Origin of the sequence: Brevibacillus sp. HB2.2 (genome assembly GCF_013284275.1) — a bacterium.
In the GTDB taxonomy this organism is placed as follows: Bacteria; Bacillota; Bacilli; order Brevibacillales; family Brevibacillaceae; genus Brevibacillus; species Brevibacillus brevis_D.
In genome coordinates this window covers 122030-143638 of sequence record NZ_JABSUV010000009.1, presented here as the reverse complement: position 1 = coordinate 143638, position 21609 = coordinate 122030, and the positions used below count along the sequence as shown (strand labels likewise).

25 protein-coding genes and 1 riboswitch are annotated in these 21609 nt (G+C 48.0%); of the genes, 5 read left to right on the top strand and 20 right to left on the bottom strand.

All coding sequences use genetic code 11. From position 1 onward, the window contains the following. Nucleotides 1-51 precede the first annotated feature (51 nt). The 16 genes from rnc to HP401_RS08850 form a co-directional block, all read right to left on the bottom strand. A complete protein-coding gene (gene rnc, locus HP401_RS08925; protein WP_269446205.1) occupies nt 52-738 on the bottom strand; it encodes a ribonuclease III in 687 nt (228 codons plus the stop codon). A 54-nt stretch (nt 739-792) separates the two neighbouring features. Next, a complete protein-coding gene (gene fabF, locus HP401_RS08920) occupies nt 793-2034 on the bottom strand; it encodes a beta-ketoacyl-ACP synthase II (RefSeq protein WP_015891895.1) in 1242 nt (413 codons plus the stop codon). Nucleotides 2035-2170: 136 nt separating this feature from the next. Next, nucleotides 2171-2404, bottom strand: coding sequence for an acyl carrier protein (acpP, locus tag HP401_RS08915; RefSeq protein ID WP_005834336.1), 234 nt, complete (start codon nt 2402-2404; stop codon nt 2171-2173). An 85-nt stretch (nt 2405-2489) separates the two neighbouring features. Continuing rightward, complete coding sequence (fabG, locus tag HP401_RS08910; RefSeq protein WP_015891896.1) at nt 2490-3230, bottom strand: 3-oxoacyl-[acyl-carrier-protein] reductase; 741 nt, start codon at nt 3228-3230, stop codon at nt 2490-2492. Then, nucleotides 3224-4174, bottom strand: coding sequence for an ACP S-malonyltransferase (gene fabD / locus HP401_RS08905; protein WP_015891897.1), 951 nt, complete (start codon nt 4172-4174; stop codon nt 3224-3226). The genes fabG and fabD overlap by 7 nt, the downstream gene beginning before the upstream one ends. A 2-nt stretch (nt 4175-4176) precedes the next feature. Next, nucleotides 4177-5193 carry a beta-ketoacyl-ACP synthase III gene (locus HP401_RS08900; protein ID WP_173604799.1) on the bottom strand — a complete coding sequence of 339 codons (1017 nt, stop codon included), beginning with the start codon at nt 5191-5193 and terminating at the stop codon, nt 4177-4179. A 5-nt stretch (nt 5194-5198) separates the two neighbouring features. After that, nucleotides 5199-6206, bottom strand: coding sequence for a phosphate acyltransferase PlsX (plsX, locus tag HP401_RS08895; RefSeq protein ID WP_015891899.1), 1008 nt, complete (start codon nt 6204-6206; stop codon nt 5199-5201). A gap of 13 nt (nt 6207-6219) precedes the next feature. Next, nucleotides 6220-6810 (bottom strand): transcription factor FapR, encoded by a 591-nt coding sequence (fapR, locus tag HP401_RS08890; RefSeq protein ID WP_016743276.1) that lies wholly within the window; start codon nt 6808-6810, stop codon nt 6220-6222. Between the two features lie 127 nt (nt 6811-6937). Then, complete coding sequence (locus tag HP401_RS08885; protein WP_173604776.1) at nt 6938-7906, bottom strand: ABC transporter ATP-binding protein; 969 nt, start codon at nt 7904-7906, stop codon at nt 6938-6940. 11 nt (nt 7907-7917) lie between these two features. Further along, a complete protein-coding gene (locus HP401_RS08880; protein ID WP_173604775.1) occupies nt 7918-8706 on the bottom strand; it encodes an ABC transporter permease in 789 nt (262 codons plus the stop codon). A 4-nt stretch (nt 8707-8710) separates the two neighbouring features. Then, on the bottom strand, nt 8711-9490 hold the full coding sequence (locus tag HP401_RS08875; protein WP_173604774.1) for an ABC transporter permease: 780 nt from the start codon (nt 9488-9490) through the stop codon (nt 8711-8713). Between the two features lie 184 nt (nt 9491-9674). Next, nucleotides 9675-10436: a DeoR/GlpR family DNA-binding transcription regulator gene (locus HP401_RS08870; protein WP_173604773.1), complete on the bottom strand. Its 762-nt coding sequence runs from the start codon at nt 10434-10436 to the stop codon at nt 9675-9677. Nucleotides 10437-10587: 151 nt separating this feature from the next. Beyond that, nucleotides 10588-10758: a 50S ribosomal protein L32 gene (gene rpmF / locus HP401_RS08865; RefSeq protein ID WP_005834357.1), complete on the bottom strand. Its 171-nt coding sequence runs from the start codon at nt 10756-10758 to the stop codon at nt 10588-10590. Between the two features lie 140 nt (nt 10759-10898). Next, a complete protein-coding gene (locus HP401_RS08860; RefSeq protein WP_087346950.1) occupies nt 10899-11417 on the bottom strand; it encodes a YceD family protein in 519 nt (172 codons plus the stop codon). 84 nt (nt 11418-11501) lie between these two features. Beyond that, nucleotides 11502-12569 (bottom strand): SepM family pheromone-processing serine protease, encoded by a 1068-nt coding sequence (locus tag HP401_RS08855; RefSeq protein WP_173604772.1) that lies wholly within the window; start codon nt 12567-12569, stop codon nt 11502-11504. After that, nucleotides 12566-13360 carry a patatin-like phospholipase family protein gene (locus tag HP401_RS08850; RefSeq protein WP_173604771.1) on the bottom strand — a complete coding sequence of 265 codons (795 nt, stop codon included), beginning with the start codon at nt 13358-13360 and terminating at the stop codon, nt 12566-12568. The genes HP401_RS08855 and HP401_RS08850 overlap by 4 nt, the downstream gene beginning before the upstream one ends. Nucleotides 13361-13507: 147 nt before the next feature. Here HP401_RS08850 and ylbJ point away from each other — a divergent pair, with 147 nt between their 5' ends. Then, entirely contained in the window at nt 13508-14740 is a 1233-nt protein-coding gene (gene ylbJ, locus HP401_RS08845; RefSeq protein ID WP_173604770.1) for a sporulation integral membrane protein YlbJ, read from the top strand. 1 nt (nt 14741) lies between these two features. On the opposite strand, the gene coaD is transcribed toward ylbJ, so the two are convergent. Further along, complete coding sequence (gene coaD, locus HP401_RS08840) at nt 14742-15221, bottom strand: pantetheine-phosphate adenylyltransferase (RefSeq protein WP_064200670.1); 480 nt, start codon at nt 15219-15221, stop codon at nt 14742-14744. A 47-nt stretch (nt 15222-15268) separates the two neighbouring features. Beyond that, on the bottom strand, nt 15269-15835 hold the full coding sequence (gene rsmD, locus HP401_RS08835) for a 16S rRNA (guanine(966)-N(2))-methyltransferase RsmD (protein ID WP_015891910.1): 567 nt from the start codon (nt 15833-15835) through the stop codon (nt 15269-15271). Between the two features lie 444 nt (nt 15836-16279). On the opposite strand from rsmD, the gene HP401_RS08830 reads away from it, so the two are divergent. Together HP401_RS08830 and ku are read left to right on the top strand one after the other, a co-directional pair. After that, nucleotides 16280-16423, top strand: coding sequence for a hypothetical protein (locus HP401_RS08830; protein ID WP_016743266.1), 144 nt, complete (start codon nt 16280-16282; stop codon nt 16421-16423). A gap of 123 nt (nt 16424-16546) precedes the next feature. After that, complete coding sequence (gene ku / locus HP401_RS08825; RefSeq protein WP_173604769.1) at nt 16547-17506, top strand: non-homologous end joining protein Ku; 960 nt, start codon at nt 16547-16549, stop codon at nt 17504-17506. Nucleotides 17507-17567: 61 nt separating this feature from the next. Here ku and HP401_RS08820 read toward each other — a convergent pair whose 3' ends face one another. Next, nucleotides 17568-18449 (bottom strand): cation diffusion facilitator family transporter, encoded by an 882-nt coding sequence (locus HP401_RS08820; protein WP_087346970.1) that lies wholly within the window; start codon nt 18447-18449, stop codon nt 17568-17570. Between the two features lie 247 nt (nt 18450-18696). Next, nucleotides 18697-18809: riboswitch (TPP riboswitch) on the top strand. 147 nt (nt 18810-18956) lie between these two features. On the opposite strand from HP401_RS08820, the gene thiC reads away from it, so the two are divergent. Together thiC and HP401_RS08810 are read left to right on the top strand one after the other, a co-directional pair. Further along, nucleotides 18957-20711: a phosphomethylpyrimidine synthase ThiC gene (thiC, locus tag HP401_RS08815; protein ID WP_173604768.1), complete on the top strand. Its 1755-nt coding sequence runs from the start codon at nt 18957-18959 to the stop codon at nt 20709-20711. A gap of 15 nt (nt 20712-20726) precedes the next feature. Next, nucleotides 20727-20897 carry a hypothetical protein gene (locus tag HP401_RS08810; RefSeq protein WP_173362204.1) on the top strand — a complete coding sequence of 57 codons (171 nt, stop codon included), beginning with the start codon at nt 20727-20729 and terminating at the stop codon, nt 20895-20897. Between the two features lie 49 nt (nt 20898-20946). Here HP401_RS08810 and HP401_RS08805 read toward each other — a convergent pair whose 3' ends face one another. Continuing rightward, a complete protein-coding gene (locus HP401_RS08805; RefSeq protein ID WP_064200666.1) occupies nt 20947-21276 on the bottom strand; it encodes a DUF1904 family protein in 330 nt (109 codons plus the stop codon). Between the last annotated feature and the right edge of the window lie 333 nt (nt 21277-21609).

Below are 21609 nucleotides of genomic sequence, written 5' to 3'. Positions count from 1 at the left end.
AAGCTGCACCATCTTGTAGCAGATGATGCAGCCCTTCTCGCTGACGAGTGATTATTTATCCCCCAGCTTGACCAATGCTCGTGCAGCAGCTTGCTGTTCCGCTTCTTTTTTGGAGCGGCCAGAGCCGATGCCAAGCGAACGATTGTTCAATAGCACCTCAGATACGAACTCTCGATTATGAGCTGGTCCTTTTTCTTCTACAATTCGGTAATGGATGTCTCCCAGATTGTCTTGTTGAACAAATTCCTGCAACTGGCTCTTGAAGTCGGTTACCTGGGCAAACTCTCCTTTGTCAATGCGCGGGTAGACGTATTTTTCCATAAAGGAAAAGACTGCTTCCAACCCCTGATCCAAGTAAAGCGCACCTACAAACGCCTCAAAAACGTCCGCTAGCAAGGCTGGTCGCTGACGTCCACCTGTCAGCTCTTCCCCTTTTCCCAGCAATACGAGATCGCCAAAATTCAACAGTTCAGCAAACTTGACGAGAGAAGGCTCACAGACAATGGCTGCACGCAGCTTTGTCATTTCCCCTTCGCTCATCTTCGGAAAAGTTTTATACAAAAACTGGGAGACGGTCAACTCCAACACAGCATCCCCCAAAAACTCTAGCCGCTCATTGTCTGATATTCGTTTGCCGCGTTGCTCGTTCACGTAGGAAGAATGGGTGAATGCCTGCCGCAAAACACTTTCATCGCGAAAGCGAAAGCCTATCGTTTCTTGCAGCTGTGCAAAATTCATCACCCTCACCACCATTCCAGGAGACTGCCTACTTTTTCTATCAGTAGGGCTCATTTATGCTTCGTATCGCTTCAGGATTACCGTTGCGTTGTGACCGCCGAATCCAAATGTATTGGAAACAGCCACATTGACGGTCGCCTTACGCGCATGGTTCGGAACATAGTCCAGATCACATTCTGGATCCGGGTTTTCCAAGTTGATTGTTGGAGGCAGTATTTGATCACGTAGCGCATATGCCGTCGCGATTGCCTCGACGCCACCAGTAGCACCCAGCAAATGGCCTGTCATCGATTTGGTCGAGCTGACAGCCAATTTGTATGCGTGCTCGCCAAATACAGTCTTGATCGCTTGTGTTTCTGCGATATCTCCTTGGCCAGTAGAAGTACCATGTGCATTAATATATTGGACTTCTGTTGGGTCAACGCCAGCGTCTTTCAGTGCGCTTGCCATGCAACGCGCAGCTCCTTCGCCACCAGGAGATGGAGAAGTAATATGATGCGCATCTGCACTCATCCCGTAGCCAATGAGTTCCGCGATGATCGTTGCTCCACGTTTTTTCGCATGCTCGAGCTCTTCCAGAATCAGAACACCAGCACCTTCGCCCATTACAAAGCCATCGCGATCCTTATCAAACGGACGGCTTGCTTTTTGTGGCTCATCGTTTCTGGTGGACATCGCTTTCGCTGAGCAAAAGCCTGCAAATCCCATTGGACGCACGGTTGCTTCTGCTCCACCTGCGATCATGACATCTGCGTGATCGAACTGGATCAAACGCAGTGCTTCACCGATTGCGTTTGTACCTGTCGCACAAGCGGTAATCGCACTGGAGGTTGGTCCTTTTGCACCGTATTGAATGGATACTGCACCAGACGCCATGTTCGCAATTAGCATCGGAATAAAGAATGGACTCACACGACGTGGTCCTTTTTCCAACAAGACGGAATGCTGTTCTTCCCATGTAGTCAGACCACCGATTCCGGACCCGATGTATACACCCACTCGTTCCGCATTTTCTGGCGTGATCTCCAGTTTTGCATCTTCTACAGCCATTTTGGCAGCAGCTAATCCAAACTGAACGAATCGGTCTGTACGTCGGATTTCTTTCTTGTCCATATACTGCTCAGGATCGAAGTTTTTCACTTCGCCTGCAATTTGTGTTGGATAATCAGAAGCGTCAAAGGCAGCCACACGGTCAATGCCTGATTTTCCTTCCAGCAAGCTGTTCCAAAAAGTCTGTGCGTCATTCCCTACTGGAGAAACGACACCAACGCCAGTAATCACCACTCTGCGTTTCATTGCAATCACCTCTATATGAAAGTCAGCAGTCAGCTTCTAACATTCACTGCATGCAAAACGTGTATTTATTTGGATTATGTACAGGTGACTATTGAAGGAGAAGTCCCGTATGGTACGGGACTTCCAACAGATCAACCTACTTGTGAGATTCTATGTATTTAACAACCTCACCAACAGAAGTGATCTTTTCAGCATCTTCGTCGGAAATCTCTAAATCAAACTCATCTTCGAGTTCCATTACGAGTTCAACCACATCCAGGGAGTCAGCGCCCAGGTCTTCTTTGAAAGAAGCTTCCAAAGTAATTTTGGACTCATCTACACCCAGACGATCGACGATGATTTTCTTTACACGCTCCAAAGTATCTGCCATCTTGCTTCACCCCCTCTCCCGTATTATAGTGGATGAGCTTTCAAAAAACCAGTTCTCGTAAAAACGCTCGTTTGAGGTTTTCTTCCTACATGTACATTCCGCCGTCTACGTGCAGGGTCTGCCCTGTCATGTAGTTGGCTGCGTCGGATGCCAGGAACAGCACGACAGATGCGATATCATCTGTTTGTCCCAAACGGGCAAGCGGAATTTGGCTTGTGAGCCCTGCTTTGACATCTTCCGGCAATACAGCAGTCATTTCTGTATCGATAAATCCTGGCGCAACAGCATTCACCGTAATATTACGGCTAGCCAGCTCACGAGCAGCCGTCTTCGTCAAGCCGATAACCCCAGCTTTTGCCGCCACGTAGTTTGCTTGTCCTGCGTTCCCCAAAACACCTACCACAGAAGTGATGTTGATAATTTTGCCTGAACGCTGCTTCATCATCGGGCGAGTCGCTGCTTTTACACAGTTGAATACACCCTTCAGATTCGTCGCAATCACATCATCCCACTCGTCTTCTTTCATACGCATGATCAGGTTATCGCGAGTAATTCCCGCATTGTTCACGAGAATATCGATCACACCAAAATGTTCCAAAGCTGCTTTGAACATCTCGTTGACATCTTCTGTAGAAGAAACGTTCGCGCGAATCATAATGGCATCGCGGCCCATTTCTTTAATAAGGGCAACAGTTTCACTCGCTGCCGCTTCACTACCTGCGTAATTGACAACTACATTCGCGCCAGCTTCTGCCAGCTTCAATGCAATCGCACGCCCGATACCACGGGAAGCCCCTGTGACCAGTGCTGTTTTTCCAGTTAACATAGTACCCCTCCGTTCAAAAGCTCAGTAAGTGAATCCATGTCCTGCACAGAGATAATCGTCGTATCCGCTGGTGCGATTTTCTTGATTAAACCGGCCAAAACTTTTCCTGGACCGATTTCTACAAAAGTGGTCACACCTGCTTCGACCATCCATTGTACAGAATCCTCCCACAAAACTGGAGCGGAAACTTGTTGAACCAATTGATCTACAATGATTGTAGCCTCAGATACTGGCCTAGCTGTTACGTTTGCCACGACAGGCACTGCCGCTTCTTGTACCGTAACGCCAGCCAAAACAGCTTGCAGTTTATCTGCTGCCGGCTGCATCAAGCTCGAGTGGAACGGCCCGCTTACATTCAATGGAAGGACGCGCTTTGCGCCAGCTTCCTTCGCTTTTTCACCGGCCAGCTTCACACCTTCAGCTGAACCAGAGATGACAATTTGGCCTGGGCAGTTCATGTTCGCTAATTGAACAGGATGTCCAGATGCCGTTACTTCTTCGCAAACCGCATGCAGTGCTGCGCGATCCATGTTCAAGACAGCAGCCATCGCACCTTGTCCCGCTGGCACTGCCTCTTCCATGAACTGACCACGAGCTCGCACAGTTTTGACTGCATCTGCAAAGGACAAGGCCCCAGCTGCAACCAAAGCGGAATACTCACCCAAGCTGTGACCTGCGACGAACGCAGGCTTATAGTCAGGCAACTTTTCGTTCAATGCTGCCATAACAGCGATGCTTGCTGTCAAAATAGCTGGCTGTGTGTTTGCTGTCAGCTTCAATTCCTCTTCTGGTCCTGCAAAACACAGTCCCGACAAGGAAAAGCCGAGCGCTTCATCAGCCTGCTCAAATATGTGACGGGCCGCTTCCGATTGTTCGGAGAGCGCTTGCCCCATTCCTACAAATTGTGAACCTTGCCCTGGAAAAACAAAGGCTACCTTTCCCATTCCTACTTGCTCCCTTCTGCCGGGGTTGTGCACCACTTCAAGAGCGTCGCTCCCCAAGTCAAGCCGCCACCAAACCCAACCAGAATCAGGTTATCGCCTTCTTTTACGCGACCAGCCTTTACTGCTTCATCCAGTGCTACAGGAATAGAAGCAGAGGACATGTTTCCATAGCGATCTAGATTGATCGCAACTTTATCCTCAGACAGACCAAAACGCTGTACAGCAGAGTCGATAATGCGTTTGTTTGCTTGATGAGGCACTAACAGGTCGATCTCATCCTTCGATACGCCCGCTTTGGACAAGACAGCCTCTGTTGCAGAATTCATCACGCGAACGGCGAATTTGAAAACTTCTCCGCCTGCCATGTAGAGATAATGCAGTCCTTGTTCCACAGACTCAGCAGATGCAGGCGTTCTGGAGCCACCTGCCGGCATGCACAAGAGTGAACCGCCTGATCCATCTGCGCCGAGCTCAAAGGACTGGAAGCCGTAGCCCTCGGTAACTTCACCGATAACAGCCGCACCCGCACCGTCTCCGAACAACACACATGTATTTCGATCTTTGTAATTCGTAATTTTGGACAAGGTCTCAACGCCTACGACCAACACTTTTTTATACAAACCGTTTTGGATGAACTGAGTCGCTGTTGTAATTCCGTACAAAAAGCCTGTGCAAGCCGCGGAAAGATCCATTGCAGCGGCGCGTGTAGCACCCAGCTTTTCTTGCAACAAGCAAGCAGTAGACGGGAACGACATGTCAGGTGTTACGGTAGCGACAATGATCATATCCAGCTGTTCCGCACTGATGTTTGCTTTTTCGAGAGCAGCTTTGGCAGCCTCGTAAGCCAAGTCGGAAGAAGCTTGCTCCGGTGAGCTAATGCGGCGTTCTCTGATTCCAGTACGGGAAACAATCCACTCATCAGAAGTTTCCACCATTTTCTCCAGATCAAAGTTCGTCAATACCCGCTCCGGTGTATAAGAGCCTGTAGACAAAATCCCTACTGAACGCTTTGCACTCATCTGCTTCACTCGCTTTCTCCCAAAGTATTTTTCTGTAATGATTGCTGGATAACCTCGTTCACGTCCTGCTGAACAAACCGCGTAGCACTGACGATCGCGTTTTTCATTGCACGCTCATTTGAGGAACCGTGAGCCTTGATCACAGGGGATTTCAATCCCAACAAGGGAGCTCCACCGTATTCCGCATAGTCCATTTTCTTTTTAAAACGAACCAATCCAGGTTTCAGAATGGCCGCTCCTAGCTTATTAATCAGGCTGGAAGTAAACTCCTGCTTCAACTGCGAAAAGATTGTGGAGGCAGCACCCTCTACGGCTTTTAACAAAACATTTCCTACAAAGCCGTCGCATACGAGCACATCACAGGCTCCTTGCATAACATCGCGTGCTTCCACATTTCCTACAAAATTCAAGTCAGCTTCTTGAAGGAGAGGAAAAACAGCTTTCGTCAATTCGTTTCCTTTTCCTTCTTCCGTCCCGACATTGAGCAAGCCTACTGTCGGACGCTCAAAGCCCAACACTTTCTCAGCATACAAGCTCCCCATCACCGCGTATTGTACAAGCTGATGTGGCTTGGCATCCATATTGGCTCCGACGTCTAGCGTCAGTGTTACGCGGCCTTTTGAATTCGGGATATAGGCACAAAGCGCCGGGCGCTCGATTCCATCCATGCGACCTGCGTACAGCAAGCCCGCTGTCATTAATGCGCCCGTATTTCCTGCCGATATCATCGCGTCGACTTTTTTCTCGCGAGCCATCTCAACTGCTACGACCAGCGAAGAATTTTTCTTACGCCGAACAGCTCGAACCGGTTCATCATCTGGCAAAATCACTTCCGCTGCAGGAACGATTTCAATGTTTGCCGGAATATCCTGCGGCAAATGGTTCCGAATAGCCTGTTCATCTCCCACCAATACAACTGTAATGGCCGGGTTTTCCTTGATGGCAGCAAGCGCCCCTAATACGGTACTCTTCGGTGCGTGATCGCCGCCCATCGCATCCACTGCAATTCGCAACCGTGATTCCTCCTTACTCCTCATCCATGCTGTTATGGTAGCTCGACATTTCAACTACCCGGAAGGTTGCGGTAAAGACCAGTTCACCTTGGACCTTCGTCTCTACGCGCACCTTGCATTCGTCGCCGTTACGGCTTCTCACCACTGCTTTGGCAACCAGCTTTTCCCCTGTTCGTACAGGACGGACAAAGCGGATCCTCGCCGTAGCTGTCAACGCTACGTCTGCGTTAATTACTGCTACTGCCAATGAGTTGGCCTGAGCAAATATATAATGCCCTCTGGCAATTTGTGTTTTGGAGAAAACGTGTTCTTCTTTTATTTCCAATACGGAAATAGCCTGTGAATCAAGCTGCAAATCAACCATTTCACCTATGATTTCATCGATGCCCAATGATTTTACAGGATCAAGACTTTTCTCTGCGACTGTCTTGATACGCTCACGCAGCTCCGGTATTCCTAATTCCAGTCGGTCTAAACGTATGGTTTGAATACTGACATGAAATAACTCAGCCAGATCTTCGTCCGTCGCAAATGGGTTATCCGCCAGATACTGCACCAAGCGAGACTGGCGATCTTTTTTTGGCAAGCGGGCGATGCCGAACACCCCCTTAAGCAGGATTCAGTTGTACTATGTATGATTGCGATCTGTTTTTAATACCTGGTACCAAAACACAGTATAAGGGAGAAGATGTGGAATTACAAGTATGGATCGCGAAATTAGGTAGCCGTCCCTACCGATAAATGAGACGAATGATCTCCTCAATCCCCGGTTCTTTCATCTGGATGTCCAAAGGTTCACCCCACCCCGCCACTTCGGCAAGGATTCGCGGCGAAGAAATTTTTCCTTTGTCGAAGTAAATCGAAAGTACGTTCTCTGAAAGCTCCATCCGCTCGATTCCCTCTAGGTCGTAAAGCTTTTTGGGCGGTTGTCGAAATTCAATTCGTATGAGGCTTGGCAGCCCTATCTGTTGCCGCAATTCAGTCAAGCTCGTATCCATCATCTTTTTGCCATGATTAATCACGATAATCCGATTACAGAGTTGTTCAATATCGTCCATATCATGAGTTGTCAATAGAATGGTCTTCTTCTGGGTCTGATTCACTCCCTTCAAAAAAGCTCTGATGCGCGTCTTCGCAACCACATCCAACCCAATCGTAGGCTCGTCTAAAAACAGGACAGGCGGATCATGCAGAAGTGCCGCCGCTAAATCTGCTCTCATCCTTTGACCTAACGACAACTTACGCACTGGTGTATCAAGGAATTCATGGAGATCCAGCAGTTCCTGATACACCTCCATTGATCGCCGATATGCTTGGTTGTCAATCTTGTACATCGCTTGCAAAATCTCGAAGGAATCTCTGACTGGCAAATCCCACCACAGTTGTGTTCGCTGTCCGAACACCACTCCGATCTGTGAGGCTACTTGAATTCTTTCCCGCTGTGGACTATATCCACCTATTCGTATTTCCCCCTGACTGGGATGAAGAATGCCTGCCAGCATTTTGATTGTCGTCGATTTTCCTGCGCCATTCGGCCCGATATATCCTACGAACTCGCCTCTGCCAATGGAAAAGGAGATATCATGGACGGCTTTGACTTCCCTTCGTTCACGAGAAAAGAGTGTTCGTAGAGAAGCAAAGCGCCCCTCTTTGGCTTGATTCAGGAAAAATGATTTTTCGATGTGCTTTGCTTCAATCATGTTACCCCTCCTTAGCTCCCTGTACTATGGTAGTGTCGAATCCCGACATTCCACAGCATATGAGCGGAATAAAAAGCAAACGCTGCGGCTACCGGGGTGAGTATTGGATAAAACCATTCGCCCCCTTTGCCCAAAAGCGTCAACATTGGCAAATAATTCATGTACGCGATCGGTATCGCTGAGAAAAACAGCCATTTGAGCCAGTTTGGATATAGCCCGATCGGATAATTGGAAGCATTGGCCGGCGCATAAATGGTAAAGGTCAGCATGTCTTTCATCTGATGCGTCCAAAAAGCGACCCCAGCCGTAGCAAGTCCAATCGAGAAATAAATCACGCCGCCAGACAAAATAGCAACCGGTGAAAATAGCACCAACCCTATGATCGATTTCCCGTCCGCCGCAAGACCCGACAAGGAGATGACCAAAACAGACACCCCTTGTACCAACCCTCCCACTCTCGACAAATCAAGATTGCGTGTCAATAGCAGAAGCAAAGGCGAAACAGGACGGATGAGCAATTGATCGAGCTCCCCTTGTACGATGTACTTCTCAAAGTCGTTAATTTCCGGGGCAAACAGCCGATACAAGGAGACAGATGCCGAGGAAATCCCGTAAAGCATCCCAACCTCGTAAATATTCCAGCCGACCACATCGTGAAATCGATACAAAATCGCAGAGAGAATAATAAAATCAAGCACCATAATCATTCCGGTCGTGGCAGCGCTCGTGACAAAATTTATCTTGTATTGCATTTGCGAGCGAATGCTGGCCGCAATCAGTTTGCGATAGAGGGCAAACATGTGGTTATCCTCCTTGAATTTCTAGCTTTCTTCTTGCCATATTCGTCACCAATAAAGCAACTGCCGTTAAAACAAGCGCCCAGCCAACTTGTACAAGCATGCCATAAGGAGGTGCAAGCTCTAGCAAAGTCATGACTGGATAATAAATCATTGCCGAAAAGGGCAAATAAGGCGCTACCTTTCCAATGACGCCGGGCATCAAGTCTATTGGAATCATTTGTCCGCCTAACCCAAAGATCAATGACAAAAGGATGAGGTGTACCCAGCGAATTTCTGTCGTCCAGAAGGAAGAAATGCCCGCGAGATAAAAGAGCAGCATGCCTATGTACGTTCCTAGTAGAAGCGAGAGGATAAACCAGAAGTAAGTAAACGGCTGGGAGGGAAAAAAGAAGCCCACCGCTAATCCTAGCAGCAAGCCAATCGGAACACTTCGGTAACAAGCGTTGTACAGAAGTCGTCCAAACTCCTGGCTGAGCATGTACCAGAGATAGTGAACAGGCTTGATCATATCCAGACTGACAGCCCCGCTTCTAACCGCGATTTGCACATTCAGACCTGGGGACAAAAATGTTGTCATCCAGAGAACACTTTGACAAATCGCGATGTAAAACCCCATCGTTTTTACATCATAGGGGCCGTAAACTTGTTTTCCAGAAAGGACCCCCGTCCAAATGGCAATAAAAACAAGCCCAAAAATCGAGCTTGCGACATTGTTGACGACATGCGATAAACGATACTGAAGATTTCGACGATAACTCTTGCTTATAATCCGCCAATAGACCATAAAACCCTCCTCTTGGAAAAGTCAGGATTACCAGAATAGCAGGGGCCGTACACAAATGCAAGAAAAAAAGAAAGAGCCCTTCCCATTTGAAGGACTCTCCCTGATAAATCCATTTGCTGTCACGCTGGTCACCCATTCACGCCAGCCAAATGGAACTTATCCTCTTCTTTATGGATCAATAGCTTCATGTGGAAGCTACAATCACCTCTACATCGTTGGCGTGCAAGGCCTCAGCTATTTCCTTTTCAGGCAGCTTATCGGTCACGATAATATCGATCTGGTCAAAACCTGCAACGCGATACAGCATGCTTTTTCCAAACTTGGTATGGTCAGTGAGTATGATCACTTGATCGGCCCGCTTGATCATTTCTTTAATCAGAAAGCCGTGATCCTCCTGCGTGGACATGAGCCCTTCCTTTGTAAGACCGCATGCACCAACCAGTACTTTATCGACATGAAAATCAGCGAGGTTTTGAATCACGCGTGTACCGAGCACACATTGATCCTCTGCATGTACGTCTCCGCCCAGTAGCTTGACAAGAACGCCTTCTTTTCGGGACATACTGGCGGCAGTGGCTAATGAATTCGTAATGATGACATGGTCGCTGGTCTGCAACGATTCCACTGTGAGCTGAACAGTTGTGGAAGCATCGAGCAGCATGTAATCGCCGTCTTTGATCAGACGTGCCGCTGCTGCCGCAATACTGCGCTTTCCTGTCAAATCAAGCTGCATTCGTTCCTGATGGGAGTAGTTCTTTTTGTTAAGGCTGGGCAGTACCGCTCCTCCTCTGGTCCGCAGGATTTGCCCCTGCTCCTCCAGCTTGACGATATCACGCCTCGCTGTGTCACGGGAAACACCAAACTGCTCAACTACCTCCAGCACACTGATACGCTGGTGCTCCTGCAAATACGCAAGAATTGCAGCGAGCCTCTCCTCTTGAAACACGAAGCCTCAACCCCATCCTTATCTTGCCTTCATTATAAGTCATTTAAGCAAAAGTTACAAGCGATAATAAGCATTTATAAGTAATTATAAGCAATAAGAAGGAACAAAAAAAGCAAGGCGATTTCTCACCTTGCTTTCTTAGCAGCGAATATTACTTCGCTACTTTCACGCCTTTGTAGTGACCGCAGCTTGGGCAAACACGATGCGCAAGCTTGTATTCGCTGCAATTATCGCATTTGATCATGCCTGGAATCTCTAATTTGAAGTGCGTACGACGCATTCTTTTACGGGTTTTGGAAGTTCTCCGTTGAGGTACTGCCATCTTCCTTACACCTCCTTCAACTGACAAATGCTAAGAAGCTCTATTGGGTGGACAGTATAGGCAAAATGCTTATGCCATCCTTCAAAAATGAGACGCTGCCACGAATGGTCGGCGAATCATCTTGAATACGGTAAGAATACTTATTTGCTGTCTTTGAAAAAGTCAGCCAACCCAGCCAATCGCGGGTCAACACGCTCATTCTTGCAGCTGCATGCCACTTCATTACGGTTTACACCGCAAGTCGGGCACAGACCTTTACAATCCTCCTCGCAAAGCGGGAAGGTCGGCATAGCCAGTAAGAAATCCTCTTGAAGCAGTGAGTCCAGCTCGATTTCATCGCCTTCCAGAGGAAGAATATCGCTGTCCTCGTCGTCTTGCAGGATCGGATCATCCGCAAGCGCAAATGTCTCAGAGAAATCTACTGTTGCCTGATCGACAAAAGGATTCAAGCATCTCGCGCAGACAAAATTCACATCTGCCTTCATGCTTCCTTTTACGTAATAGAGATTGCCCAGCTGTACGGCTTCACCACTCGCAGTCACAGGAGTAATCCCACGAATCTCATGATGGCGCTTCTTCAGCTCATCTGCATCCAGAGTTACCTGGAATGGCAACGGCTCTCCTTTTCGGTGCTCTAACTCTGCTAACTTAATGTTCATAGCATTTCACCTCATGCACAACAAAGATGATTATAGACCCTGCCCAAAGCTTTGTCAACCATTTTTGCTTGACAGCTAGTTTGCTCAGGTAGATTTCGGTTTTTGAGCATTCAAGTAGGTAATCGCTTCTTCTACCGTCTTGATCGGAACCACTTTCATTGACGTTCCAATCCGCTTGGCAGTTGCTAACGCCTCCTCGTAATTGGAGCTCGTATCTGGCGTATCCTGTGGAGCAAAGAAGATCTCTGCACCCGCTTTGTCCGCTGCGATTACCTTTAAATTAATGCCACCGATCCTGCCTACTTTTCCGTCTAACGAAATCGTGCCTGTTCCTGCAATTTTATAGCCTTTTGTCAAATCCGTCTCCGTATTTAACTGGTCATAAATCTCCAGCGTCATCATCAATCCCGCAGAAGGACCACCAATCCCTTGAGAGGCAATGGTTACTTCTTTTGGAATGATGATTTCCTGTTTGTTGTCAGGGCGTACACCAATTCCAACTGACTTGGATTCAGGTAGTGGTTCCAAGGTTAACATCGTTTTGGCCTCTTGTCCATCTCTTGTGTACGTAATTTCGACTTGATCGCCTGCTTTTTTTGCAGAGAGGGCTGTCAGCAAATCTTTTGCTTCAGATGTGCGAACCCCGTCTACATACGTAATGACATCACCGATTTGCAACGTTTTATGGGCAGGGAAGCCTTCCAAGGTACCCATCACCCACACGCCCTGCTTTTCGATTTTCACTTCGAAATCAGCAAGACGGAATGCGACTGCCTCCGCAATTTTTTGTGAATGGTCCATGACTGCTTGTTCTCGACGGATAAAATCTTCGCTGTCCTCGCCCTTGCTGACAACCAGTTCCTTGGGCAACAGCTCAACATCCTGCGCCATTTTTGCATACCAATACCACGGCAAATTCGCTTCGCCCATTCGAACTGTCGTTAGCATGAAGGAGCCGGTCTCGTCCTTCTTGCCGCCCTCCACTTGGATCATCGGCCCCAACTCAATCGCTGAACCCGGACGGCTCACGTAATAATTCGTCGGTACAAAAAAAGAAATACCCAACAAGACAAAAACCAAGGCAAGTATCCAGCTAAAGCCTCTGGTTCCTGAAGATCTGCGTCTGTTGGCATAAAGCTGTTCCTCACTCATTCTTGTGCCTCCCAATTTGCAATTCGTTCCTGAATGCGTTCGATATGTTCAGTACCCGCACGTTCGCCTAGCTCGATTATTTCTTCGACACCCGTATATGCGATACTGCTATAGTGTCCAACATCCGGCCTGATTACGATGTCTGCCGCAATGATTCGATGTCGCAGAATTTCCCTTTCCATGACATCAATGGTTTGGGCGATGACATCAAAAATACTTTTGACCTCCACCCGCGTATCGAATTGGGCGACATCTACCGCAATCACGATATCGGCACCCATTTCACGCAGTACTGTCACCGGCACACGATCAATGACTCCTCCGTCGACTAAAAGCCGCCCCCCTACTTTTTCAGGGACGAAGATGCCTGGAATGGATATGCTCGCTCTCACTGCTTGATCAATTGGGCCTTTCCGAAATACCACTCGCTCCCCTGTTTCAATATCCGTCGCGACAATGGCAAGCGGCTTGTTCAGCTCTTCCAGGCGCTTCCCGTGCGTTAACAGGCGAATCAATTGCTTGATCTTTTCCCCCGTAACAAAGCCCATGCTGGGTACAGTTAAATCGAGCCAATGCTTTCGTTTTAAATTCATGGCAAGCTTTCCCATCATGCTCGGTTCAATCCCGTTGGCATAGACGGCCCCAATCAGACTGCCCATACTCGAGCCAGCCAGCATGTCAATCTGAATACCATGTGCTTCTAACGCATTCAATACACCAATATGTGCAAAACCGCGAGCACCCCCAGAACCCAGGGCTACACCCACGATTGGTTTACGCTTTGTCTGCATGGAAAAACCCCTCCCTGTAACCAGCCTATGTGGTAACTCGCTGAACCTTTCACACTTGGGAGAGATTCGTCGACCAAGCTTACGCATAGTTCTCCCGCCTGCCACGTAGACATGTACTACTACTTTTCTTCGATTCAGGAGGAATCCATGTCACGCCACTCACCCGTACTTACCTTGTTGCTCGCCATCTCGACCGTTTTCATTGTTATTGCGTTGATTGCTTACTCGCAGATATCTTTTGAAGCTGCCGTACGCGGTCTAAAGATATGGTGGGAGGTAGTTTTTCCCTCTACCCTTCCCTTTATTGTGCTGTCTGAGGTGTTGATGGGTCTTGGTGTCGTCCATTTCGTCGGCGTGTTACTGGAACCACTGATGCGCCCACTGTTTAACGTTCCGGGTACTGGAGGGTTCGTATTGGCTATGGGCTTCTCGTCCGGCTATCCGGTAGCCGCAAAGCTGACTACACGCCTGCGTCTGCAAGGCAATGTAACGAAGGCTGAGGGTGAACGTCTCGTCTCTTTTACAACAACAGGAGACCCCTTATTCGTCATGGGGGCAGTGGCAATCGGCTTTTTCCACAGCGAGCAAATGGGCGTCATTTTAGCCCTGACTCATTATTTGTCAGCTGTACTCATGGGCGTAATCTATCGTTTTCATGCGCCTTTTGCGATTACTTCAGCCCCATTGGAGAAAAATTCACTACCTCTTCCTTTACGGGCCTTGCAAGCGATGCATCGGGCACGTATCCGCGATCGTCGTCCGTTCGGAAAATTAATGGGAGAAGCCGTGCAATCCGCTCTGAATACACTGCTTATGATCGGTGGCTTCATCATTGTTTTTTCGGTATTAATCCAACTTTTCTCCACCATTCATCTGACGCAAATCATCAGTACACTTCTCTCGATTTTTCTTGGTCCCTTTGGTTTTCCACCAGCCTTCTCCCAAGCAATCGTGGCTGGATTGTTCGAAGTAACCCTTGGCGCACAGGCAGCGAGCATTGTGCCTAATGATGTTTCCTTGGTCTGGAAAGCAGCCATTGCCAGTGCGATATTGTCCTGGGGCGGTCTGAGTGTTCACGCACAGGTCGCAAGTATCTTGAGTGAAACAGATATTCGTGTCGCCCCTTACTTGATTGCCAGATCCCTGCATGCTTTGCTAGCTGCGATTTTGACCTTTGTCCTTTGGGGGCCACTTGCCACAGTCAGTTCCTGGTTCGTCGAGAAAGCCGTCCCTGTATTTGTGCATGCGAAATCTGAGATTCCTGCGACGAGTTGGTGGGAGACCTTCCTATTATCAGGGGGACTCGCCATCGGCGTCGGTGCGATTCTCTTGTGTACCAGCCTGACCCTTTCGCACATGAACCGCAGCAAGACGCGATAATCTACTCCGCCATTTTTCGCTTCAGTGCCTCTTCTACGATGGGCGGCACTAAATCGGCAACACTCGCCTTGTACTTCGCAACTTCCTTTACAATACTTGAGCTCAAGTATGAATATTGATTGTTCGTCATCATGAAAAACGTTTCAATATTTTCGTCGAGCTTTTTATTAATCGAGGCGACTTGCATCTCATATTCAAAATCAGAAACAGCACGAAGGCCACGAATGATCACCTGTGCGCCCTTTTTGTTCATATAGTCAATTAACAAGCCGTCAAAAGAGTCCACTTCTACATTTTTCATGTCAGACGTTGCCTGACGAAGCAATTCGACACGCTCTTCTACGCTGAACAATGAGTTTTTCTTTGAATTGATCAAGACGGCGACAATGACCTTATCAAAAACGTTGGCACCCCGCGCAATAATGTCGAGATGCCCATAAGTAACAGGGTCAAAGCTTCCTGAACATACGGCAATTGCCATAGCGGGTTATCCTCCCTTAGTGCTCTTTTCGCACCTTGATTTAAAAATTAGGCGTGTGGCTCCAAATCGTAATAATACACGGTAACGGCCGTATCCCCATACTTTGCCGCTCGATCCTTCACACAATGACCAATCGCATCCGGAAAGGAGTCTGCGATATCATGCTCAGCCACGATCCACGCTCCGTCTGCCAACATTCCCAGCTCCTGCAACATCTCAATTTCTTCTACGATCTTTTGCTGGGCGTATGGCGGGTCCAAAAAGACGAGGTCAAATTTTTGATTGCGGGTACTCAGTGTGCGAATAGCTCGCTCCGCATCCATTCGATATAGCTCGGCATAATCGTCTAGCCTGCAAGTGCTGACGTTTTCCTTTACCACGGCAAATGCTTTTTGATCTCGCTCCACGAAAACAGCTCGATCCGCACCCCTACTCAATGCCTCGATCCCGAGACCACCTGTTCCTGCGTATAGGTCCAATGCCCATCCGCCATCGAAATACGGGCCAATCATATTAAAAATCGATTCTTTGACTTTATCGGTTGTCGGTCTCGTTCCTTTTCCCGGAACAGCTGCCAACCGTCTTCCTCTGTGTTCTCCAGCGATGACTCGCATACTCATTTCACCTGTCTGCTTTCCTAATATGTATGTTTTAAGACGCGATTTTCTAAGACTGAGAATGATATCATACTATCACAACTGCATACACCCGTAAAATTAGCAACTGGAAAAATTTATCGCAAGAAAGGTATATAACCCCATTCAATTGGAAAAGATGTTGAATAGCGACGCAACGGTGTCGCTGACAACCGCGGAGAAGACTTACGTTTCCCCATAAGCTCTTCCTCCGGTTTCTCCTCTCCCATAATTGAAAGGCTGTTCACTTAGGCGCACGACGTGTCTGATAGGAGCATTTCGTGCCATCGCTCCCTTCACCGGGAGGAGTTGAACGGTCGCCCCTCGTCATTTGGCGATGGGGTATTTTTTTGTGTCCAGCACATACTACATATACCTGCAACACCTTCTTCATGTAGTTTGCCTGAAAGGAGTGAGTCATTCATGGCAGAAAAGCGACCGTCCGCACAAAAGCTGAAGGCGTCCAAAGCCCAGTCCATTGCAGACCGCACAGGCAAAGACGTCGAGCTGGCGCGTGACATGCAATCGCGTGCAGATCAATCGGACATCGTCAAACATGGACAGTAGCTGCATACAATAGCCAGCCGCATCGATCGGCTGGCTTTTTACTTTTCCACCTTCAATTCCCTCGGCACTTCTTTTAAGCGGATACAGATACTATACAAAAATAACTGTGAAGGAGGTATCCGCATGCATACGGTGTGGAAGGGCTCAATCAGCTTCGGCCTCGTCAATATACCTGTTCGTATGTTTACTGCAACGGAAGAGCGCGATATTCGCTTTCGTCAACTGCATAAAGAGTGCAATACCCCGATCAAGTACACGAAAATGTGCCCGCACTGTCAACGCGAGGTCGATACGAGCGAAATCGTCCGTGGCTTCGAATACGAAAAAGGACATTTTGTCATGATCGACGATGACGATCTGGAAGCCATTACGCCAGAAACACGCAGAGCCATTGAAATTATCGACTTCGTAGACTTGTCGGAGGTCGATCCCGTTTATTTTCATAAGAGCTATTTCCTATCTCCACAGGACACTGGCGAAAAAGCATACGCCTTGCTGCGGTCCGCTATGGAACAGACAGGAAAAATCGGCGTTGCACAGGTGACGATGCGTAATCGGCAAAGCCTGGCCGTTATCCGACTGTATGAACATTGCATCATGCTGGAGACGATCTTCTATCCAGATGAGGTACGTCCCGTCAGTCAAGTACCTGCCTTGCCTGAAGCCACTGTACAGTTGGCCGAAAACGAACTAAAGATGGCAACTGAGCTCATTAGCAATATGACGATCCCTTTTGATCCGGCAAAATATACGGATGAATATCGATCCGATCTGCAAAAACTGATTGAGAAAAAATTGGAGGGTCAGGAGATCGCCACTGCACCTACCGTGGCAAGAACCAATGTTATCGATCTCATGCAGGCCCTAAAAGAAAGCTTGGAATCTACAGCTGGTCAAGCCGCTATGCCCATCAAAATCGAGCCCGAACCAACTCCGTCAAAGCCTGCGCGAAAACGCACCACCGCTGCCTCCTCGTCCGAAAAAGAGCAGGCATCGAAAAAGGCGGCACCAGCCAGTCCGAAAAAGACTACGACTACTTCTACAACCAAAGCACTCCGCAAAAAGAAGGCTACTTCTGGTTAGCTGCACACACAAAAAAACCTGCCCACACTGGACAGGTTTTTTTGTATTCCCATGACGAAATCTAGCTAGGCGCCATTTTTCTACACGGTTCAATATGGATATGAACGGCGTTAATGCGGTGAATCTTGCGCATCTGTTCTTCAATTTTTTCGGTGATGGTGTGACTCTCCACCACATTCAGACCGGGATCTACATGGATCACAACATCAACCAGTACGCTGCTCCCATGGTAGCGAGCTTTGATGTCACTGATATCCCTTACCCCTGAAATCGAGGAAATCGTAGCCCGCAGGTCCGCAAGCTCGCTCTCGTCAAACCCATCTGTTAAACGGTGGGTTGCTTCCCTGAAAATGTCCCACGCAGTCTTCAAAATGATGAGACCAACAACAAAAGCAGCTAACGGATCGAGCCAATGCAATTGAAACTGTGCGCCAGCCACCCCGATAAACGTCCCGATACTGACGAATGCGTCTGAACGGTTGTCAGCGGCCGCTGCATCTAGTGCTTGGCTGTTTGTTTTGATAGCGAGCTTTTTATTGTAGCGATAGACGAAAAGCATAATGACCGCAGTCGCAAGTGCTGTCCACCCTGCCAACAGGTCAGGAGCCGAATGTTTAGGATCAAACAAGGATGGTACAGCATTCGTAATGACCTGAACTCCAACAAATAGCATAATAAATGATGCGACAAGTGCTGAAATCGTCTCGGCCCGGAAATGGCCATACGGGTGATCTTTATCAGGTGGTTTCCTTGCGATACGCAGCCCGATCAAAACAGCAATCGATGCGACAACATCTGTTGAGTTGTTAAGACCGTCGGCCATTAAAGCTTCTGACGCAGTGACATACGCAACTCCTATTTTTAATACAGAGCAGAAAATGTAGGCGAAAATACTCACCCACGCTCCACGTTCTCCTTGTTTTAGATCCGAATAAACATCCATACCTCATCACCTCAAAATACTTCTCCATCCTGCTTCGACAACGATGAATATCAAAGCGCTGGAAGCAGTTGCTTTTTTTCGAACTTCATCGTAACAGATCGGAATCATGTGGGTCTACAGAAACAGTTTTAGTCCGATTCACGAGAATAGGGGGGAGGAAAATGTGTTGCACACCTGCAATTTCCCTGCTGGAAAATTTCCCTTGAATTTAAATGGACTTCCCGTTATCCTATTCTTGCAATCCAAAATAAAAAAGCACGGGAGCTTGGGATTCACCAGGCTGAGAGGATGGTACTGTGCCATCGACCGTTGAACCTGAACTGGGTAATGCCAGCGGAGGAATGTCATATACGACACGAAAAGATGCGCGTATTTTTAGGATACCCGTTTCTTCTCTACTCTCGCGTTGGCGTCGCATATTGTTTATGCGGCGCTTTTTCGCGGAAGTTTCTTTCGCCTCCCTAAACGGTTCTCACTTTCGTGCAACCAAAACAAGGAGGTTTTTTTATGTCATTGGTGTCATCTTTTCCAGGCAGTCGCAAAGTATACGAAACAGGTAGTCGTGCGGACATCCGTGTCCCGATGCGCGAGATTTCCCTTCATCCTACCGAAGGATTGTCTGGCCCCACACCCAATCCTCCTCTTCGCGTGTACGATACGAGTGGCGAGTATACCGCAACGGGTTACGTTCCTGACATTCAAGCCGGACTGCCCTCCATTCGCCATCAGTGGATCGATGAGCGAAATGATGCAGAAACGTATGTCGGTCGCAAACCACAACTAGTCGACGACGGAATCCGAAACGAAGAAAAGGCTGCCACCCTCCCCACTTTCCCTCGAGAGGACTACAAACCAAAACGGGCAAAGTCAGGGAAAAATGTTACCCAGCTTCATTATGCCCGAAAAAATATCATCACACCGGAAATGGAATACGTTGCCATTCGCGAGGGTGTCTCCCCTGAATTTGTACGGGCAGAAATCGCCGCTGGACGTGCGATCCTTCCTTCTAACGTCAATCATCCGGAAAGCGAGCCGATGATCATTGGCCGCAACTTTCATGTCAAAATCAACGCCAACATCGGAACGTCAGCCGTCAGCTCTTCGATGGAAGAAGAGGTCGAAAAAATGATTTGGTCTGTTCGTTGGGGTGCCGACACCATTATGGACCTCTCGACGGGAAAACATATACATACCACGCGGGAGTGGATTATCCGCAACAGCCCCGTTCCAATCGGAACTGTCCCGATTTATCAAGCACTTGAAAAAGTAAATGGGAAAGCCGAGGATTTGACATGGGAGGTTTATCGAGACACCTTGATTGAGCAGGCGGAACAAGGTGTCGATTACTTCACGATTCATGCTGGCGTTCTTTTGCGCTACATCCCCATGACGGCTAAGCGTGTTACCGGTATCGTCTCTCGCGGCGGGTCCATTTTGGCCGCATGGTGCCTGGCCCATCATGAGGAAAACTTTTTGTATACGCATTTCGCTGAAATTTGTGAAATTCTGAAGGCCTATGACATTTGTGTATCCCTCGGGGATGGACTGCGTCCTGGCTCTATCGCGGATGCGAATGACGAGGCACAGTTCGCGGAGCTTGAAACATTGGGAGAACTCACAAAAATTGCGTGGGAACACGACGTACAGGTCATGATTGAAGGCCCCGGTCACGTCCCTATGCATCTTATTCGCGAAAATATGGATAAACAGTTATCTATTTGCCATGAAGCCCCTTTTTACACACTCGGACCGCTCACGACAGACATTGCACCCGGCTATGACCACATTACTTCAGCGATTGGCGCTGCCATGATTGGATGGTTTGGAACAGCGATGCTCTGCTACGTAACGCCCAAGGAGCATCTCGGCCTTCCTAATAAAGAGGATGTTCGCAACGGTTTAATCGCATACAAAATCGCAGCGCATGCCGCTGATCTCGCAAAAGGACATCCGCGGGCAAAACAGCGAGATGACGCCTTATCCAAAGCTCGTTTTGATTTTCGCTGGAACGATCAATTCAATTTGTCCCTGGACCCAGAGCGCGCCCGCGAATATCACGATGAAACGTTGCCAGCAGAAGCCGCCAAATCCGCCCATTTTTGTTCCATGTGCGGGCCTAAATTTTGTAGCATGAAAATATCGCACGACATTCGTCACATTGCTAATGAACAAGGATCTGCCCAAGATCCCGCTATCCTTGCAGGGATGCAGGAAAAATCGCGTGAGTTCCGCGAACAAGGAAGCCGTTTGTACCAGTCGTAATCAAGGGGGATGCCTATGGAGGAAGCCAGTCGTTTACGCGAAAAGATCATTCGACTAGAGGCTGAGCTAGAGCAATTTAAACAACAATTGCGGCTCATTCAACAAGACTGCAGCCACGTCTATATCGAAACTCCACTTACGCGAACATGCTCCAAGTGCCTACAATCCGAAAGCCTCTATTATTAATAGAAAAAGGTCGAAATCCTTTCTGGAGGATCTCGACCTTTTTTCTTGCTTATTTCGCTATCCCGACCTGCAACGGAAGTCCTTCCTTATAATAGAGAGTAGGCGATAGCAGGATGAAGAAAATATGGACATGCAAAAAGCCTTGCTTCTTCAAAATACCGTGTACGGCGCTTGCAATCGCATCATGTTGCTTTTGTTCGCGGGGGAACATCATGATCTCTACAGACAAAGGACTGTTTGTTAATTGCTCTACCTGAAGCAGCTCCAATTTCACCTTTTCCTGAGCGACTTCAGCATTTTTAGAAAACTCTTCTATAAGAATCTGAGAAATGGGCTCTATGTCTTGCTTCGCAAAGCCTTTAAACCGAAGAAACGGCAAGTCAATTCCTTCTTTCGTAAATGAATTCGCACAGTCATTATAAACAAGTCTCTAATCGTATATCAATGAAAAAAGGATTAAAGAAAGTGAACAACTAACATTCCCACCTGGAGCAAGAGACGCAAAGAGGGCCATATCAGAGAGCAGCTCCCTTCCCATGAGGTGTGGTGGACGTACCACGGAAGGAGGAAACAGCTCAACCAGATACAGCCCAAATCCGCTAAACCGATCAGTTACTTTATACAGAGTAGTATAGCTCGAATTCAATACTTAATCAATAAAAAAGTTTCATAAAATTCCAACAAGAATCCATCCACTCACACCGAATGATCG

Coding starts and splice junctions, on each gene's coding strand:
- HP401_RS08855 (WP_173604772.1), bottom strand. CDS start 12,569: ATGAGTGAGGAACAGCTTTATGCCAACAGACGCAGATCTTCAGGAACC.
- ylbJ (WP_173604770.1), top strand. CDS start 13,508: ATGTCACGCCACTCACCCGTACTTACCTTGTTGCTCGCCATCTCGACC.
- HP401_RS08875 (WP_173604774.1), bottom strand. CDS start 9,490: ATGGTCTATTGGCGGATTATAAGCAAGAGTTATCGTCGAAATCTTCAG.
- acpP (WP_005834336.1), bottom strand. CDS start 2,404: ATGGCAGATACTTTGGAGCGTGTAAAGAAAATCATCGTCGATCGTCTG.
- HP401_RS08885 (WP_173604776.1), bottom strand. CDS start 7,906: ATGATTGAAGCAAAGCACATCGAAAAATCATTTTTCCTGAATCAAGCC.
- HP401_RS08880 (WP_173604775.1), bottom strand. CDS start 8,706: ATGTTTGCCCTCTATCGCAAACTGATTGCGGCCAGCATTCGCTCGCAA.
- HP401_RS08820 (WP_087346970.1), bottom strand. CDS start 18,449: ATGGATGTTTATTCGGATCTAAAACAAGGAGAACGTGGAGCGTGGGTG.
- coaD (WP_064200670.1), bottom strand. CDS start 15,221: ATGGCAATTGCCGTATGTTCAGGAAGCTTTGACCCTGTTACTTATGGG.
- fabG (WP_015891896.1), bottom strand. CDS start 3,230: ATGTTAACTGGAAAAACAGCACTGGTCACAGGGGCTTCCCGTGGTATC.
- HP401_RS08860 (WP_087346950.1), bottom strand. CDS start 11,417: ATGAACATTAAGTTAGCAGAGTTAGAGCACCGAAAAGGAGAGCCGTTG.
- fabD (WP_015891897.1), bottom strand. CDS start 4,174: ATGGGAAAGGTAGCCTTTGTTTTTCCAGGGCAAGGTTCACAATTTGTA.
- HP401_RS08900 (WP_173604799.1), bottom strand. CDS start 5,193: ATGAGTGCAAAGCGTTCAGTAGGGATTTTGTCTACAGGCTCTTATACA.
- rsmD (WP_015891910.1), bottom strand. CDS start 15,835: ATGCGAGTCATCGCTGGAGAACACAGAGGAAGACGGTTGGCAGCTGTT.
- rpmF (WP_005834357.1), bottom strand. CDS start 10,758: ATGGCAGTACCTCAACGGAGAACTTCCAAAACCCGTAAAAGAATGCGT.
- thiC (WP_173604768.1), top strand. CDS start 18,957: ATGTCATTGGTGTCATCTTTTCCAGGCAGTCGCAAAGTATACGAAACA.
- HP401_RS08850 (WP_173604771.1), bottom strand. CDS start 13,360: ATGCAGACAAAGCGTAAACCAATCGTGGGTGTAGCCCTGGGTTCTGGG.
- HP401_RS08830 (WP_016743266.1), top strand. CDS start 16,280: ATGGCAGAAAAGCGACCGTCCGCACAAAAGCTGAAGGCGTCCAAAGCC.
- rnc (WP_269446205.1), bottom strand. CDS start 738: ATGAATTTTGCACAGCTGCAAGAAACGATAGGCTTTCGCTTTCGCGAT.
- ku (WP_173604769.1), top strand. CDS start 16,547: ATGCATACGGTGTGGAAGGGCTCAATCAGCTTCGGCCTCGTCAATATA.
- fabF (WP_015891895.1), bottom strand. CDS start 2,034: ATGAAACGCAGAGTGGTGATTACTGGCGTTGGTGTCGTTTCTCCAGTA.
- HP401_RS08810 (WP_173362204.1), top strand. CDS start 20,727: ATGGAGGAAGCCAGTCGTTTACGCGAAAAGATCATTCGACTAGAGGCT.